Source organism: Paraburkholderia azotifigens, from assembly GCF_007995085.1.
In the GTDB taxonomy this organism is placed as follows: domain Bacteria; phylum Pseudomonadota; class Gammaproteobacteria; order Burkholderiales; family Burkholderiaceae; genus Paraburkholderia; species Paraburkholderia azotifigens.
Genome location: NZ_VOQS01000001.1, coordinates 2,043,099 through 2,059,468, shown reverse-complemented (window position 1 = coordinate 2,059,468; position 16,370 = coordinate 2,043,099). Strand labels below are relative to the sequence as shown.

The following is a 16,370-nucleotide window of genomic DNA, read 5'->3' as shown; positions in this document are numbered from 1 at the left end:
AGCACTTCGGACCAAGACCGCAGTCAGGTGCGCATGGCGCAAAAACCGGTACGCCGTTTGATTCTCATATGGCCCGTGAAGACAGGGAGAAATCGTCGCGCGGCTCGGTCTGAGTGGCTTTCTTTTGCCTGCTTTTCTTCGCCGCTGCAAAGAAAAGCAGGTGCCGCCCCGCACAGGGGCAGCGCAAGCAAATCGAAAACAAACCGCGGATGCGAGCGAATACAGCAAAAAACGGCGTCGCCGCAAGACATCAGAATGACGATTTAAGAAAAGCCAACTCGCAAAGGCTTACCACACGGACATCCACGCGCGAACGCGCGCCCACATCCTGCGGTAGAATCCTGTTTTGGAACAAGGATCGGAAGATGCACTGGCAGCCTCGGATCGCCCATTTGATGCCCGTCCCGCGTGAGGCTCGCCCCGCGGCGCAGCGGCACGTGCGGCACGCACGATCGCGTAGCTATATCTGAGCGCCGCGAGGCGACCGGCCACCCACGTTCCAGCCATATCCCCGGCGATCCCGGGCGCTGGCCTGCCGGTTGCGGCTTCGCACACTAGACAAGATTTCCAGCATTGCGCCCCACGCGCACTGTCAGCGGGCCTCAGCGATGAGCGCGCGCCGCTGACCTACCCGAGCCGTCCAAACATGAACGCACCTCAAGTTTTCGATCCGCACGGCGCCGCCGCTACCGTCGCCACCGATACCGAACCGCGTCTGCGCGAAATCCCCTACAACTACACGTCGTTCTCCGACCGCGAAATTGTCATCCGTCTGCTCGGCGACGAAGCCTGGGCCGCGCTCGACGAACTGCGCAACGAGCGCCGCACCGGCCGCTCGGCGCGCATGTTGTACGAAGTGCTCGGCGATATCTGGGTCGTGCGCCGCAATCCTTACCTGCAGGACGATCTGCTCGATAATCCGAAGCGCCGCGCGCTGCTGATCGAAGCGTTGAATCACCGTCTCACGGAAATCGAAAAGCGCCGCCGCGCCGACCTCGTCGAACATACCGACGAAGCGGGCGTGGGCCGCGCGGCGCGCGTCGAAACGCTGGTTGCCGCCGCGCGCCGCGCTGTCGATGCGTTCGCCAGCGAGTTCGACAAGATGGCCGACCTGCGCCGCCGCGCGACCAAAGTGCTGGGCCGCCAGACGCAGAAGGACAACATCCGCTTCGACGGCATCGCACGCGTCTCGCATGTGACGGACGCGACCGACTGGCGTGTCGAATACCCGTTCGTCGTGCTGACGCCGGACACGGAAGCCGAAATCGCCGGTCTCATCAAGGCGTGTTTCGAACTCGGCCTGACCGTGATCCCGCGCGGCGGCGGCACGGGCTACACGGGCGGTGCGGTTCCGCTCACGCCGTTCTCGGCCGTCATCAACACGGAAAAGCTCGAACAGCTCGGCGCCGTCGAACTGACGGAACTGCCCGGCGTCGCGCACAAGGTGCCGACCATTTTCTCCGGCGCGGGCGTCGTCACGCGCCGCGTGACGGAAGCGGCCGAGCAGGCGGGCTATGTGTTCGCCGTCGATCCGACTTCGCTCGACGCATCCTGCATCGGCGGCAATGTCGCGATGAACGCGGGCGGCAAGAAGGCCGTGCTGTGGGGCACGGCGCTCGATAACCTCGCCTGGTGGCGCATGGTCGACCCGGAAGGGAACTGGCTCGAAGTCACGCGTCTCGATCACAACCTCGGCAAGATTCACGACATCCCCGTCGCGCGTTTCGAGCTGAAATGGTTCGACGGCGAGTACGCGCCGGGCGAGAAGCTGCTGCGCACGGAGCTGCTCGACATCGAAGGGCGGCGCTTCCGCAAGGAAGGTCTCGGCAAGGACGTGACGGATAAATTCCTCGCGGGCCTGCCGGGCATCCAGAAGGAAGGCTGCGACGGTCTGATTACGTCGGCGCGCTGGGTGCTGCACAAGATGCCCGCGCATACGCGCACGGTGTGCCTCGAATTCTTCGGCCAGGCGCGCGAGGCGATTCCGAGCATCGTCGAAATCAAGGACTATCTGTTCGAAACGTCGAAGCAGGGCGGCGCGATTCTCGCCGGCCTCGAACACCTGGACGAACGTTATCTGCGCGCCGTCGGCTACGCGACGAAGAGCAAGCGCAACGCGTTTCCGAAGATGGTGCTGATCGGCGATATCGTCGGTAACGACGCGGACGCGGTCGCCACCGCGACTTCCGAAGTGATCCGCATGGCCAACGGCAAGAGCGGCGAAGGTTTCGTCGCAGTGAGCGCCGAGGCCCGCAAGCGCTTCTGGCTCGACCGCAGCCGTACGGCCGCGATCGCGAAGCACACCAACGCGTTCAAGATCAACGAAGACGTCGTGATTCCCCTCAACCGCATGGGCGAATACACGGACGGCATCGAGCGCATCAACATCGAGCTGTCGATCAAGAACAAGCTGCAGCTGGTCGACGCGCTCGAAGCGTTCTTCAGGAGCGGCAAGCTGCCGCTCGGCAAGAGCGACGACGCGAACGAAATTCCGAGCGCGGAACTGCTCGAAGACCGCGTGCAGCAGGCGCTCGAACTACTCGGCCATGTGAAGAAGCGTTGGGAATTCCTGCGCGACAAGCTCGACCTGTCGTTGCGCGAAGCGCAGCACTATCTGGTGCAGCTCGGCTATCCGGGCCTCGCGGAGAAATTCGCGGATCGCGTCGACGACCAGCCGGATGCGAACGTCTTCCATATCGTGCAGGATCGCACGGTGCGCGTGTCGTGGAAGCAGGAAATCCGCGCGGAACTGCGCCAGATTTTCAACGGCGGCGAGTTCAAGCCGATTCTCGACGAAGCGCAGGCCATCCATAAGCAGGTGCTGCGCGGCCGCGTATTCGTCGCGCTTCACATGCACGCGGGCGACGGCAACGTTCACACGAACATCCCCGTCAACTCCGACAACTACGAGATGCTGCAAGACGCGCATATCGCAGTGGCGCGCATCATGAAGCTCGCGCGTTCGCTGGATGGCGTGATTTCCGGCGAGCATGGCATCGGCATCACGAAGCTCGAGTTCCTGACGGAAGACGAAATCGGCGAATTCCGCGCGTACAAGCAGCGCGTCGATCCGCATGGCCGTTTCAACAAGGGCAAGCTGCTCGAAGGCGCGGACCTGCGCAACGCGTACACGCCGTCGTTCGGGCTGATGGGCTACGAATCGCTGATCATGCAGCAGTCCGATATCGGCGCGATCGCCGATTCGGTGAAGGACTGCCTGCGCTGCGGCAAGTGCAAGCCCGTCTGCGCGACGCACGTGCCGCGCGCGAACCTGCTGTACAGCCCGCGCAACAAGATTCTCGCCACGTCGCTGCTGGTCGAGGCGTTCCTGTACGAAGAGCAGACGCGCCGCGGCGTGTCGATCAAGCATTGGGACGAGTTCAACGACGTCGCCGATCACTGCACTGTCTGCCACAAGTGCGTGACGCCGTGCCCGGTGAAGATCGACTTCGGCGACGTCACGATGAACATGCGCAACCTGCTGCGCAAGATGGGCAAGAAGAAGTTCAACGCGGGCAACGCGGCGGGCATGTTCTTCCTCAACGCGACGAATCCGCAGACCATCAACCTCGCGCGCACCGCGATGATGGGCGTCGGCTACAAGGCGCAGCGCCTCGGCAATGAGGTGCTGAAGAAGATCGTCAAGAAGCAGACGGCGCATCCGCCCGCGACCACGGGCAAGCCGCCCGTGATGGAGCAGGTGATCCACTTCGTCAACAAGAAGATGCCGGGCAATCTGCCGAAGAAAACGGCGCGCGCGCTGCTCGACATCGAGGACAACAAGATCGTCCCGATCATCCGCAACCCGAAAACGACGACCGTCGATTCGGAAGCGGTGTTCTACTTCCCCGGCTGCGGTTCCGAGCGCCTGTTCTCGCAGGTCGGTCTCGCGACGCAGGCGATGCTGTGGGAAGCGGGCGTGCAGACGGTGCTGCCGCCGGGCTATCTGTGCTGCGGTTATCCGCAGCGCGGCTCGGGCCAGTTCGACAAGGCCGAACAGATCGTCACCGATAACCGCGTGTTGTTCCATCGCGTCGCGAATACGCTGAACTATCTCGACATCAAGACGGTGGTGGTGTCGTGCGGCACGTGTTACGACCAACTGGCGGGCTACGAATTCGAGAAGATCTTCCCGGGCTGCCGGATCATCGATATCCACGAATTCCTGCTGGAGAAAGGCATCAAGCTCGACGGCGTGACGGGCACGCGCTACATGTATCACGACCCGTGCCACACGCCGATCAAGACGATGGACCCCGTCAAACTCGTCAACGAACTGATGGGCACCGAGAAGAACGACGGCTACAAGATCGAGAAGAACGACCGCTGCTGCGGCGAGTCGGGCACGCTCGCGGTCACGCGTCCGGATATATCGACCCAGGTGCGCTTCCGCAAGGAAGAGGAAATCCGCAAGGGTGCGGCGAAGTTGCGCAACATCCCCGTCGTCGCCGACGCGGGCGCGAATGCGATCAACATGGCGAACGCGGCGGCAGGTGCAGCCGGTGCGCCCGCGGGTTCGGTGCTCAAGGCGGGCGACGGTCCGCAGCCGAACGGCGCGAATGGCGCCAACGGTGCAACCGACGTCAAGATACTGACCAGCTGCCCGTCGTGCCTGCAAGGCCTGTCGCGCTACAACGAAGACGCGAATGTCGAAGCGGACTACATCGTGGTCGAAATCGCGCGTCACGTGCTCGGCGAAAACTGGATGGCGGATTATGTCCAGCGTGCGAACAATGGCGGAATCGAGCGCGTGCTGGTCTAATGGCACGATAAAGGTTCCGCTCGAGGACGACGATGGACTGTATCTTCTGCCGTGAGGACGGCGGCGATGTGCTGTGGCAGGACGACACGCTGCGTGTCGTCCTCGCCGACGAACACGACTATCCCGGCTTTTGCCGTGTGATCTGGAACAGGCATGTCGCCGAGTTCTCCGATCTGGGCGACGGCGAGCGCGATCGCGTGATGCGCGTGGTGTACGCGGTCGAGCGCGCGATCCGGCGCATCCTGCAGCCCGTCAAGGTGAACCTGGCGAGCCTCGGCAACCAGGTGCCGCACGTGCATTGGCACGTGATCCCGCGTTTTTCCAACGACGCGCATTTCCCGCTGCCCATCTGGGCGCCGCGCCAGCGTACGGTCTCCGAGGTGATGCTGTCGCAGCGGCGCGCGCAGGCGACGCTGCTGCGCGAAGCGGTGCGCGGCGAAATCGAACACGCTCTCGCCTGAGGTCATCATGAGTGGATTGAAACCCGACACGCCGGTCCCCACCGGCGTCGTCGTTCATGCCGTGTCACGCGTACTCGAACTGCAGTACGCGAACGGCAACAGTTACCGCGTGCCGTTCGAACTGATGCGCGTCTATTCTCCCTCCGCCGAAGTGCGCGGCCACGGCCCCGGCCAGGAAACGCTGCAGACGGGCAAGCGCGAAGTGACGATCACGGCGCTCGAAGGCGTCGGCAACTATGCGCTGCAGCCCACTTTTTCCGACGGCCACAACACGGGCATCTATTCGTGGGATCTGCTATGGGATCTCGCGACCCGGCAGGACGAACTCTGGGCCGAGTATTTCGACAAACTTCAGGCAGCGGGCGTCGAGCGCGACGCGCCGATGCCCGTATCCAGTCCAGCGCACGGCCACAGACACTGATACGATTCGGCCGGCACGCCGCCTGGGTGCGGCGCAACAATTTTCAGAATACGCGAAAGGACGAAGCGCGATGACCAAAACCCACTTCGGCTATCAGACAGTCGACGAACAGGAAAAAGCGAAGAAAGTGGCCGGCGTGTTCCACTCGGTCGCCTCCAACTATGACCTGATGAACGATCTGATGTCGGGCGGGCTGCACCGCGCGTGGAAGGCGTTCACGATCGCGCAGGCCAACGTGCGGCCGGGCTACAAGGTGCTCGACATCGCGGGCGGCACGGGCGATCTGTCGAAGGCATTCGCGAAACGCGCGGGCGAGACGGGCGAAGTGTGGCACACGGACATCAACGAATCGATGCTGCGCGTGGGCCGCGACCGCCTCATCGACAAAGGCGTCATTACGCCGACGCTGCTGTGCGACGCCGAGAAGATACCGTTCCCGGACAACTACTTCGACGTGGTCACGGTGGCATTCGGCTTGCGCAACATGACGCACAAGGATGCCGCGCTTGCGGAAATGTGCCGTGTGCTGAAACCGGCCGGGCGCCTTCTGGTGCTGGAATTTTCGAAGGTCTGGGATCCGCTTAAAAAGGCCTACGACGTCTATTCTTTCAAGGTGCTCCCGTGGCTGGGCGATCGCTTCGCCAGGGACGCCGACAGCTATCGCTACCTCGCGGAATCGATCCGGATGCATCCGGACCAGGAAACTTTAAAAACGATGATGGAACAAGCTGGCCTCGATGCCGTCAAATATTACAATTTGTCAGCTGGCGTGGTAGCCTTGCATGTGGGGACGAAATACTAATGTCCCTAACCTCTCGTTTTTAAAGGAAATTGAGAAAATGTCTGATTCGAATCCGTCATCTCGTTGTAAGGTTAAGAGGTCTTGGGCGAGGAGAATCGGACTGATCGCGATGGTCGGCCTGATCTCTGTCGGCACGCTGGCCTCGCTCGACGCCGAAGCGAAACGCATGGGCGGCGGCCGCAGTATCGGGCGTCAGTCGAACGTCACCCAGCCGTCTCAGCAGGCGGCGCCGTCGCCTTCGCCGTCGCCGGGCGCGCCGTCGCAGGCCATGCAGCAGCAGCGTCCCGCCACGCCGCCGCCCACTCCCGCCGCGCAGCCCAATCGTTCGCGTTGGCTCGGGCCGATCGCGGGTCTCGCGGCCGGTCTCGGTATCGCCGCATTGCTGTCGCACTTCGGCCTGGGTGAAGCCTTCGCCGGCATGATGTCGAACCTGATCGTGATCGCGCTGATCGCGTTCGTCGCCATCTGGCTGATCCGCAAGTTCGTCGGCCGCAAGCGCGACGCGCAGTCGCCCGCCTATGCAGGCGGCTCGCCGACCCTGAACGCGGGCGGCACCGGCTACTCGCAGGAGCCGCGCTATACGGCGCCTCCCACGGGTTCGTACCTCGGGCCGCAAGTCAATCCGCTGACTACGCCCGATGTCGCCGCCACACCGGCCGTGCCGGCGGGTTTCGATTCGGAAGCCTTCCTGCGCAACGCGAAGGTTTACTTCGTGCGCCTTCAGGCCGCGTGGGACGCGGGCAACATGGACGACATCCGCGAATTCACGACGCCCGAAATGTTCGCCGAAGTGCGGGTCGACCTGAGTTCGCGTGGCGCCGACAAGAACCAGACCGACGTCGTGAAGCTGGACGCCGATCTGCTGGGCGTCGAGGACCGCGGCAGCGAATACCTGGCGAGCGTGCGCTTCCATGGTCTGATCCGCGAAACGTCGGGCGGCTCGGCGGAACCGTTCGAAGAAATCTGGAACCTCTCGAAGCGCACTGGCGAAGGCTGGCTGCTCGCGGGCATCCAGCAAGTGAATCTTCACTAATCCGTAAAGGATTAGCCGTTCGGCTGAGTCAGGCTCGCAGCGAACGGACGTTACAATAGGAACCCGCGTCGGCAGTCGCCGGCGCGGGTTTTCTCTTTCCACTGCCGATGACCCTTGCCGCCAAGCCCTTCGCTGCTGCCGTCAACCATTTGCTCGCTCGCGAATCGTGGGCGCGCGAACGTCTCACCCCGTATGCCGGCAAGACTGCACGGCTGTCGTGTCCTCCCATCACACTGATCCTGCTGGTCCAGCCGGACGGTTATCTGAGCGCCGTCGACGAAAGCGAAGCGCAGGCGTTCGACGTCACGGTCGCCGTGCCTTCGGACGCTGTTCCCGCGTTCGTGCAAGGCGGTCAGGCAGCCGTGATGAAGCATGTAAAGATCGAGGGCGACGCCGAGTTCGCTACCGTGATCGCGAAGCTCGCCGAGCATCTGCGCTGGGAGCCCGAGGAAGATCTGGCGAAGCTCGTCGGCGACGGGCCGGCATGGCGCATCGCGTCGGTGGCGCGCACGGTCGGCGATCACGCGCTGCGCACGGGCCGTAATCTGCTCGAAACGGTCACCGAGTATCTGCTGGACGAAAATCCGCAACTCGTTCGGCGCGCCGCACTCGACGATTTCAATGCCGAACTGGCGCGCGCCCGCGATGCGCTGGCACGCGTCGAAAAGCGCATCGAGCGTCTTGAACAGAAGGTCGAAGCCCGTGGCGCAGGCGCGCCGGGCGGCGCCGCCACGTCGCGCGGCACGCGCTAGTCATCGGGCTCAACCATGCGTTTCCTGCGTTTTCTCAAGATATTCTTTACCGTCATCCGGTTCGGCCTGGACGAGATGATGCTGAGCCGCGTCAACGACCGCCGCGTGCGGCTGCTGCTGCGCATCACCACGATCGGCCGGAAGTTCGATCAGCCGCCGGGCGTGCGGCTGCGCCTCGCGCTCGAAAGCCTCGGGCCGATTTTCGTGAAATTCGGCCAGGTGCTGTCCACGCGCCGCGACCTGCTGCGGCCCGACATCGCCAGCGAACTCGCCAAACTGCAAGACCAGGTGCCGCCGTTCGATTCAGCAGTGGCGATCGCCATTATCGAAAAGTCGCTGGGTGCGCCTGTCGACGCGATTTTCGACGACTTCGAGCGCGTGCCTGTCGCGAGCGCGTCGATCGCGCAGGTCCATTTCGCGACGTTGAAGACGGGGCAGCACGCGGGCAAGCCGGTCGCCGTAAAGGTGCTGCGGCCGAACATGCTGCCCGTGATCGACTCGGATCTGGCCTTGCTGCGCGACATCGCCGTGTGGGCCGAGCGCCTGTGGGCGGACGGCAAGCGGCTGAAGCCGCGCGAAGTGGTCGCGGAATTCGACAAGTACCTGCACGACGAACTCGATCTGATGCGCGAGGCCGCGAACGGCAGCCAGTTGCGGCGCAACTTCGCGGGCCTGGATCTGCTGCTCGTGCCCGAGATGTATTGGGAGTACTGCACGGCGAACGTGCTGGTCATGGAGCGGATGGTGGGCGTTCCGATCAGCCAGGTCGACACATTGCGTGCTGCGGGCGTCGATATTCCGAAGCTCGCGCGCGAGGGCGTCGAGATTTTCTTCACGCAGGTGTTCCGCGACGGCTTTTTCCATGCCGACATGCACCCCGGCAACATTCAGGTGAGTCTCGATCCGGTGCATTTCGGGCGTTATATCGCACTGGATTTCGGCATCATCGGCGCGTTATCGGACTTCGATAAGAACTATCTCGCGCAAAACTTTCTCGCGTTCTTCAAGCGCGACTATCACCGCGTCGCCACGCTTCACCTGGAGTCGGGCTGGGTGCCGGCCACCACGCGCGTCGAAGAACTCGAAAGCGCGATCCGCGCGGTGTGCGAGCCGTATTTCGACCGCGCGTTGAAAGACATTTCGCTGGGTCAGGTGCTGATGCGGCTCTTCTCGACGTCGCGCCGCTTCAACGTCGAAATCCAGCCGCAGCTCGTGCTGCTGCAGAAGACGATGCTGAACGTCGAAGGTCTTGGCCGTTCGCTCGATCCGGAACTCGACCTGTGGAAGACCGCGAAGCCGTACCTCGAGCGGTGGATGAACGAGCAGATCGGCGCGAAAGGCTGGTATGAGCGGCTCAAGATCGAGGCGCCGCAGTGGAGCAAGACGCTGCCGCAACTGCCACGGCTGATTCATCACGCGCTGGCGCAGCGCCACGACGCGCAGCAGCGCGGCATCAACGACGAAACCATCCGCCAGATCCTGCTCGAGCAAAAGCGCACGAACCGCCTGTTGCAAGGGCTGCTGATGTTCGGCGTGGCGGTGGGCATCGGCGCGGTGCTGGCTCGCGCGTGGCTTGCCATCGCGTACGGTGGCTATTGAGCGCGTGACACGAGGTGTTTCCATGAGCGACAAGCGGCCGACCGTTCCTCCTTCCGCGGCAGACTTCGAGAACCGCGATCCGAACGCGCCCGGCTTCTGGGACGAACGGTTCGGACGCGGCTTCACGCCCTGGGATCAGGCGGGTGTCCCGTCCGCGTTCAAGGCGTTCGTCGAGCGGCACGCGCCGACGCCTGTTCTGATTCCGGGCTGCGGCAGCGCGTACGAAGCGTGGTGGCTCGCGGAGAAAGGCTGGTCCGTGCGCGCGATCGATTTCTCGCCTCGCGCGGTCGAGGCTGCGCGTACTCAACTAGGCGCGCATGCCAGCCTGGTTGAAGAGGCGGATTTCTTTACCTATCAGCCGCCTTTCGAGCCCGGCTGGATTTACGAGCGGGCCTTCCTGTGTGCGCTGCCGCCGGCGCGGCGCGCGGACTGGCTCGCGCGCATGGCGGAACTCCTGCCCGCAGGCGGATTGCTCGCCGGTTTCTTCTTCATCGGCGCGACACAAAAGGGCCCGCCGTTCGGCATCGAGCGCGCCGACCTCGACGCGCTGCTGTCGCCGCATTTCGAGCTGGTGGAAGACGAACCCGTCGACGATTCGATCGCCGTTTTTGCGGGGCGGGAGCGCTGGCTGACGTGGCGTCGACGCGGCGCAGCAAGGGCTTGATCTTCGCCTGAAGCGCCCTCATTTAATAGATCGGGTGTTATGCCGGCCGTTTCCCCCGAATTCCAGGGCCGGCCATTGTTTGCGGCTATAATTCAAGGCTTTGCAAGCGTTCAAAGAGATTTTCAGTAGGGATAAGGTCATGCCGATCTACGCTTATCGATGCGAGTCATGCGGCTTCGCGAAGGACGTGCTCCAGAAAATGAGCGACGCCCCGTTGACGCAATGCCCGGAGTGCGGAACCGATGCATTCCGCAAGCAGGTTACCGCCGCCGGCTTTCAGCTGAAGGGTTCGGGCTGGTATGTCACGGATTTCCGTGGCGGCAATTCGGGCGGAGCTGCCAGCAATGGTGCGTCCGCATCGGGTTCGAAGACGGAGAGCAAGCCGGACACGGCTTCGTCCTCGTCCGACAGCGCCGCAGCCACGAGCGCGCCGGCCGCCGCTCCCGCAGCGGCGCCTGCTCCTGCCAGCAGCTCGGGCACCTAGCAGTTTTCGCCACCTCGAGGTGACGTAGACGCCGCGCAATGCATCCGCGCGGATTTCTGGCGGTATACATGACGACGAAAAAGACGACGCTCAAATCGGTGTTTCTGACGGGTCTGCTGGTGCTGGTGCCTCTCGCCATCACGTTGTGGGTGCTTGGTCTGATCATCGGCACGATGGACCAGACGCTGCTGTTGCTACCCCGTTCGTGGCAGCCGGAACGGGTGCTCGGCTTCCGCCTGCCCGGCCTTGGCGCCGTGTTGACGCTTGCTTTCATTTTTGTCGTCGGACTATTGACGCAGAACTTCGTAGGGCAGAAGCTGGTCGGCTGGTGGGAGCTGATTGTTGCGCGCATTCCCGTCGTCGGCCCGATCTATACCAGCGTCAAACAGGTGTCCGACACGCTGCTGTCGTCGAGCGGCAACGCGTTCCGCAAGGCGCTGCTGATCGAATACCCGCGCAAGGGTTCCTACACCATCGGGTTTCTGACGGGGATCCCCGGCGGCGACGTGGTCAATCATCTCAAGGAAGACCACGTCAGCGTGTACGTGCCGACCACGCCGAACCCGACGTCCGGTTTCTTCCTGATGGTGCCGAAAGCCGAAGTGATCGAGCTCGACATGACCGTCGACGCCGCACTCAAGTACATCGTCTCGATGGGCGTCGTCGCTCCGCCGGCGAATCAGCCGCTGCCTGAGCGCCGCACGCCCGTCGAGCCACCGCTGTAATGCCGGCTCGCGCCGCCCGCAACACAATGTGGCGCACGCCGTTCAACCAATGCAAAACGAAAGACAAACATCATGTCGATGAGATCTGAATACTGCGGTCTGGTGACCGAACACCTGCTGGGTCAAACCGTGTCGCTGTGCGGCTGGGTGAGCCGGCGCCGCGACCACGGCGGCGTTATCTTCATCGACCTGCGCGACCGCGAAGGCCTCGTTCAGGTTGTCTGCGACCCGGACCGTGCGGAGATGTTCAAGACGGCAGAAGGCGTGCGCAACGAGTTCTGCGTCCAGGTGAAGGGCGTCGTGCGCAACCGTCCGGAAGGCACGACGAACGCCGGCCTGAAGAGCGGCAAGATCGAAGTGCTGTGCCACGAACTGACCGTGCTGAACGCGTCGGTGACGCCGCCGTTCCAGCTCGACGACGACAACCTGTCGGAAACCACGCGCCTCACGCATCGCGTGCTGGATCTGCGCCGTCCGCAAATGCAGCACAACCTGCGTCTGCGCTACCGCGTGGCGATGGAAGTGCGCAAGTATCTCGATTCGCGCGGCTTCATCGACATCGAAACGCCGATGCTGACCAAGAGCACGCCGGAAGGCGCGCGCGACTACCTCGTGCCGTCGCGCGTGAACGCGGGCCAGTTCTTCGCGCTGCCGCAGTCGCCGCAGCTGTTCAAGCAGCTGCTGATGGTCGCGAACTTCGACCGTTATTACCAGATCACCAAGTGCTTCCGCGACGAAGACCTGCGCGCCGACCGTCAGCCGGAATTCACGCAGATCGACTGCGAGACGTCGTTCCTGGGCGAGCAGGAAATCCGCGATCTGTTCGAAGACATGACGCGTCATGTCTTCAAGGAAACGATCGGCGTCGAGCTGGATGCGAAGTTCGCGGTGATGCCGTATTCGGAAGCGATGAGCCGCTTCGGTTCGGACAAGCCGGACCTGCGCGTGAAGCTCGAATTCACGGAATTGACGGACGCGATGAAGGACGTCGATTTCAAGGTGTTCAGCACGCCCGCGAACACGAAGGACGGCCGGGTCGCGGCGCTGCGTGTGCCGAAGGGCGGCGAGCTGTCGCGTGGCGATATCGACAGCTACACGGAATTCGTGCGCATTTACGGTGCGAAGGGCCTCGCGTGGATCAAGGTCAACGAAGTGGCGAAGGGCCGTGACGGTCTGCAAAGCCCGATCGTCAAGAACCTGCACGATGCCGCCATTGCAGCGATCATCGAGCGCACGGGCGCACAAGACGGCGACATCATCTTCTTCGCAGCGGATCGCGCGAAGGTCGTGAACGACAGCCTGGGCGCACTGCGTCTGAAGATCGGTCATTCGGAATTCGGCAAGGCGAACGGTCTGGTCGAAGCAGGCTGGAAGCCGCTGTGGGTCGTCGACTTCCCGATGTTCGAATACGACGAAGAGGAAAACCGCTACGTCGCCGCTCACCACCCGTTCACGAGCCCGAAGGACGAGCACCTCGAGTATCTGGAAACGGATCCGGGCCGCTGCCTCGCGAAGGCTTATGACATCGTGCTGAACGGCTGGGAAATCGGCGGCGGCTCGGTGCGTATCTTCCAGGAAGACGTCCAGAGCAAGGTGTTCCGCGCGCTGAAGATTGGTGCGGAAGAAGCGCGCCTGAAGTTCGGCTTCCTGCTGGACGCGCTGCAGTACGGCGCGCCGCCGCATGGCGGTATCGCGTTTGGTCTCGACCGTATCGTGACGATGATGGCGGGCGCAGACTCGATCCGCGACGTGATCGCGTTCCCGAAGACGCAGCGCGCGCAAGACCTGCTCACGCAGGCGCCGAGCGAAGTCGACGAACGGCAGCTGAAGGAACTGCATATCCGTCTGCGTCAGCCTGAGCAGAAGGCGTAAATGTGACCGCTCGCGCGGTGCGTCGTTAAAACAACGACAGGCGCGCGAAACAGGCAGCGAAAAAGGCGCGATATGCGCCTTTTTCGCTTTTTGCGTTACAGTCGTTGTAAGCTCTGCCGTCCGACATGCATCGCGCGATGCATCACGCCACACCGCGCCCGCTTTATCACCATGCCGAAACCGCCGAAGATTCCGGAATCCGTCCTCGTTGTCATCCACACGCCCGAACTCGACGTGCTGCTCATCGAACGAGCCGACCGGGAAGCGTTCTGGCAGTCCGTCACGGGTTCGAAGGAGCATACAGACGAACCGCTCGTCGACACGGCGATCCGCGAAGTCGAGGAAGAGACGGGCATCGTCATCGGCAGCGAAGCCGTACCGCGCGAGGCGCTCGTCGACTGGCATCACCATATCGAGTTCGAAATCTTTCCGACGTGGCGTCATCGCTATGCAGAGGGCGTCACGCACAACACCGAGCACTGGTTCAGCCTGCAGGTGCCGCAGCGCCTCGAAGTGACGCTCGCGCCGCTCGAACACACCGCGCATCTGTGGCTGCCCTGGCGGGAGGCCGCCGAGCGCTGCTTCTCGTGGTCCAATCGCGACGCGATCCTGCGATTGCCGCAGCGTGTGAAGGAGCGTTGCCGATGAGCGGCGGCGACCGCCGCCGCTTCGACCGGCTGACGCAGCATCTGCCCGGCCGGCGCTACTGGTCCAGGTATCGCTTTTGTTCCGGCAACTCGGTGCGCCTCTTCACGGCGGGCGAGCCGTATTTCGTCGCGCTGATCGAACGCATCGACGCCGCGCAAAGCGATGTCGCGCTCGAAACCTATATCTTCTGCGACGACGCCGCGGGCCGTCCCGTCTCCGATGCGCTGATCCGCGCCGCCTCGCGCGGCGTGCACGTGCGCGTGATCACGGACGGCGTCGGCACCGAGCGCCTGCCGATGTTCAACGACTGGCAGGCAGCCGGCATCGAGCATCGAATTTACAACCCGCATATCTTTGGCCGCTTCGGCTTCTCGCGCACGCACCGCAAGCTCGCCGTGGTCGATGGCGAATTCGCGTATTGCGGCGGCATCAATATCGTCGACGACTTCGACCAGAACGGCACGCGCCTGCCCTACGCGCGCTGGGATTTCGCCGTCGAGCTGCAAGGGCCCGTCGTGGCCGACGTGCTCGAAGCGATCGACGTGCAGTGGGAGCGCATCCGTATCGGCCATCGTCCGGCACTCGCGCCGCCCGCGGTCGGCGGTGCGACACCGCAGGCCGCGACCGCGCGCTTCGTGCGCGTACGACGCAGCACGGGCAACGGCGGCCGAAACGCGGACATGCGCGCGATGGCCGAGCCGTGCATCGCCTTTGTGGCACGCGACAACTTCGTCAACCGTCGCGCGATCGAAAAGGCCTACCTGACCGCCATCGGCCAGGCGCGCTCCGAAGTGCTGCTCGCCAATCCGTACTTCATGCCGGGGCGCAAGCTGCGGCGCGCGTTGATGTACGCGGCGCAGCGGGGCGTCGACGTGCGGCTCGTGATCGGCAGGAAGGAATTCGCCGTGCTCGATTACGCGGTGCCGTTCCTCTATCGCACGCTGCTCAAGTCGGGCGTCAAGATCGCCGAGTACGAGAAGACCATGCTGCACGGCAAGGTCGCCGTCGTCGATTCGAACTGGGGCACGGTCGGCTCGTCGAATCTGGACGCGCTGAGCCTGATGCTGAACAACGAGGCCAATGTCATGCTCGTACTGCATCCCGAGATCGACCAGTTGCGCAATTCGATTCTCGCCGCCTTCGACGAGTCGCGCCGCATCGATGAAAAACACTATGAGGCGCGTCCCGCTGGCGAGCGTCTTCTGAACTGGTTCGCGTACAACACCTATCGGATCGCGATGAAACTGCTGACCGTCGGCGGCTACGATTAAGAAGCTGACCGAATAACGCAGACGAAATCCAGTCATCACAATCAGAATTCGGAGACAACCCAGCGCATTTCTGGCAAATGATTCTAAAAATTCCGCATCGTCTGATTGACGAATGACGGAAAATCAAAACCTGGTTAGAAACCCGTTTCTAATAAATATCTTGTTTCGCGGACGGTCGCCCACAATAATGGTACGACCGTTCGATTTTCTTTCGATCAAATCAGACGGTACACAGCTATGCGAAAAGGCGAACAAACGCGAGCCGCGATTCTCGATGCAGCACTTGATCTGGCAAGCCGCGACGGACTGGAAGGTCTGACGATCGGTCTGCTCGCCGAGCGCATGCAGATGAGCAAGAGCGGAGTGTTCGCGCATTTCGGGTCGCGCGAAGACCTGCAGGTCGAAGTGGTGCGCGAATATCACCGTCGCTTTGAGGACGAGGTGTTTTTCCCGAGTCTGCGCGAGCCGCGCGGCTTGCCGCGCTTGCGCGCGATGCTCTCGCGCTGGATCGAGAAGCGCATCCAGGAAGTGACGACCGGGTGCATCTACATCAGCGGCGCGGTCGAGTACGACGATCGCGCGGAGAGCGCGGTGCGCGAGCAGCTGGTGGCGAGCGTCACGATGTGGCGCGCGGCGCTCACGCGAGCCATTTCGCAGGCAATGGATGAAGGGCATCTGCGCGCGGACACTGATCCGCAACTGATGCTCTTCGAACTGTATAGCTTCACGCTCGGCCTGCATCATGACGCACGCTTCCTGCATCTGCCCGATGCCGTGCGCCTCACGTGGGCCGCGCTGGAAAAACTGATTGTTTCGTATCAGAGCGAGAGCGCAAGCCGCTAGCGAGCCTGGCCTGGTCCTCATCGGATGGATCCA

14 protein-coding genes are annotated in these 16,370 nt (G+C 63.0%); all 14 read left to right on the top strand.

All coding sequences use genetic code 11. The annotated features are described in order from the left end of the window. Positions 1-646: 646 nt before the first annotated feature. The gene (locus FRZ40_RS09135) at positions 647-4,762 is read left to right on the top strand and encodes a DUF3683 domain-containing protein (protein ID WP_147233927.1); all 4,116 of its coding nucleotides are present in this window, start codon (positions 647-649) and stop codon (positions 4,760-4,762) included. Positions 4,763-4,794: 32 nt separating this feature from the next. After that, a complete protein-coding gene (locus tag FRZ40_RS09130; RefSeq protein WP_028364969.1) occupies positions 4,795-5,223 on the top strand; it encodes an HIT family protein in 429 nt (142 codons plus the stop codon). A gap of 7 nt (positions 5,224-5,230) precedes the next feature. Then, positions 5,231-5,644, top strand: coding sequence for a gamma-butyrobetaine hydroxylase family protein (locus FRZ40_RS09125; RefSeq protein WP_028364968.1), 414 nt, complete (start codon positions 5,231-5,233; stop codon positions 5,642-5,644). 70 nt (positions 5,645-5,714) lie between these two features. Beyond that, positions 5,715-6,446 (top strand): bifunctional demethylmenaquinone methyltransferase/2-methoxy-6-polyprenyl-1,4-benzoquinol methylase UbiE, encoded by a 732-nt coding sequence (gene ubiE, locus FRZ40_RS09120; RefSeq protein WP_147233926.1) that lies wholly within the window; start codon positions 5,715-5,717, stop codon positions 6,444-6,446. A 37-nt stretch (positions 6,447-6,483) separates the two neighbouring features. Next, on the top strand, positions 6,484-7,479 hold the full coding sequence (locus FRZ40_RS09115; RefSeq protein WP_147233925.1) for a Tim44 domain-containing protein: 996 nt from the start codon (positions 6,484-6,486) through the stop codon (positions 7,477-7,479). Between the two features lie 107 nt (positions 7,480-7,586). Next, entirely contained in the window at positions 7,587-8,231 is a 645-nt protein-coding gene (locus tag FRZ40_RS09110) for a ubiquinone biosynthesis accessory factor UbiJ (protein WP_028364965.1), read from the top strand. 15 nt (positions 8,232-8,246) lie between these two features. Beyond that, positions 8,247-9,830, top strand: coding sequence for a ubiquinone biosynthesis regulatory protein kinase UbiB (gene ubiB / locus FRZ40_RS09105; RefSeq protein ID WP_028364964.1), 1,584 nt, complete (start codon positions 8,247-8,249; stop codon positions 9,828-9,830). A gap of 22 nt (positions 9,831-9,852) precedes the next feature. After that, positions 9,853-10,494, top strand: a complete 642-nt coding sequence (locus FRZ40_RS09100; RefSeq protein WP_028364963.1) for a methyltransferase — start codon at positions 9,853-9,855, stop codon at positions 10,492-10,494. A 139-nt stretch (positions 10,495-10,633) separates the two neighbouring features. Next, on the top strand, positions 10,634-10,978 hold the full coding sequence (locus tag FRZ40_RS09095) for an FmdB family zinc ribbon protein (RefSeq protein ID WP_147233924.1): 345 nt from the start codon (positions 10,634-10,636) through the stop codon (positions 10,976-10,978). A gap of 68 nt (positions 10,979-11,046) precedes the next feature. Beyond that, the gene (locus FRZ40_RS09090) at positions 11,047-11,703 is read left to right on the top strand and encodes a DUF502 domain-containing protein (RefSeq protein WP_147233923.1); all 657 of its coding nucleotides are present in this window, start codon (positions 11,047-11,049) and stop codon (positions 11,701-11,703) included. Between the two features lie 72 nt (positions 11,704-11,775). After that, positions 11,776-13,575 (top strand): aspartate--tRNA ligase, encoded by a 1,800-nt coding sequence (gene aspS, locus FRZ40_RS09085; RefSeq protein ID WP_028364960.1) that lies wholly within the window; start codon positions 11,776-11,778, stop codon positions 13,573-13,575. Between the two features lie 171 nt (positions 13,576-13,746). Continuing rightward, on the top strand, positions 13,747-14,223 hold the full coding sequence (nudB, locus tag FRZ40_RS09080) for a dihydroneopterin triphosphate diphosphatase (RefSeq protein ID WP_147233922.1): 477 nt from the start codon (positions 13,747-13,749) through the stop codon (positions 14,221-14,223). After that, positions 14,220-15,494: a cardiolipin synthase ClsB gene (gene clsB / locus FRZ40_RS09075; protein ID WP_147233921.1), complete on the top strand. Its 1,275-nt coding sequence runs from the start codon at positions 14,220-14,222 to the stop codon at positions 15,492-15,494. Before nudB ends, clsB begins: the two co-directional genes overlap by 4 nt. 237 nt (positions 15,495-15,731) lie before the next feature. Further along, entirely contained in the window at positions 15,732-16,337 is a 606-nt protein-coding gene (locus tag FRZ40_RS09070) for a TetR/AcrR family transcriptional regulator (RefSeq protein ID WP_028364957.1), read from the top strand. Positions 16,338-16,370 lie beyond the last annotated feature (33 nt).

Coding starts and splice junctions, on each gene's coding strand:
- FRZ40_RS09125 (WP_028364968.1), top strand. CDS start 5,231: ATGAGTGGATTGAAACCCGACACGCCGGTCCCCACCGGCGTCGTCGTT.
- ubiE (WP_147233926.1), top strand. CDS start 5,715: ATGACCAAAACCCACTTCGGCTATCAGACAGTCGACGAACAGGAAAAA.
- FRZ40_RS09095 (WP_147233924.1), top strand. CDS start 10,634: ATGCCGATCTACGCTTATCGATGCGAGTCATGCGGCTTCGCGAAGGAC.
- aspS (WP_028364960.1), top strand. CDS start 11,776: ATGTCGATGAGATCTGAATACTGCGGTCTGGTGACCGAACACCTGCTG.
- FRZ40_RS09115 (WP_147233925.1), top strand. CDS start 6,484: ATGTCTGATTCGAATCCGTCATCTCGTTGTAAGGTTAAGAGGTCTTGG.
- ubiB (WP_028364964.1), top strand. CDS start 8,247: ATGCGTTTCCTGCGTTTTCTCAAGATATTCTTTACCGTCATCCGGTTC.
- FRZ40_RS09110 (WP_028364965.1), top strand. CDS start 7,587: ATGACCCTTGCCGCCAAGCCCTTCGCTGCTGCCGTCAACCATTTGCTC.
- FRZ40_RS09100 (WP_028364963.1), top strand. CDS start 9,853: ATGAGCGACAAGCGGCCGACCGTTCCTCCTTCCGCGGCAGACTTCGAG.
- clsB (WP_147233921.1), top strand. CDS start 14,220: ATGAGCGGCGGCGACCGCCGCCGCTTCGACCGGCTGACGCAGCATCTG.
- FRZ40_RS09135 (WP_147233927.1), top strand. CDS start 647: ATGAACGCACCTCAAGTTTTCGATCCGCACGGCGCCGCCGCTACCGTC.
- FRZ40_RS09090 (WP_147233923.1), top strand. CDS start 11,047: ATGACGACGAAAAAGACGACGCTCAAATCGGTGTTTCTGACGGGTCTG.
- FRZ40_RS09070 (WP_028364957.1), top strand. CDS start 15,732: ATGCGAAAAGGCGAACAAACGCGAGCCGCGATTCTCGATGCAGCACTT.
- FRZ40_RS09130 (WP_028364969.1), top strand. CDS start 4,795: ATGGACTGTATCTTCTGCCGTGAGGACGGCGGCGATGTGCTGTGGCAG.
- nudB (WP_147233922.1), top strand. CDS start 13,747: ATGCCGAAACCGCCGAAGATTCCGGAATCCGTCCTCGTTGTCATCCAC.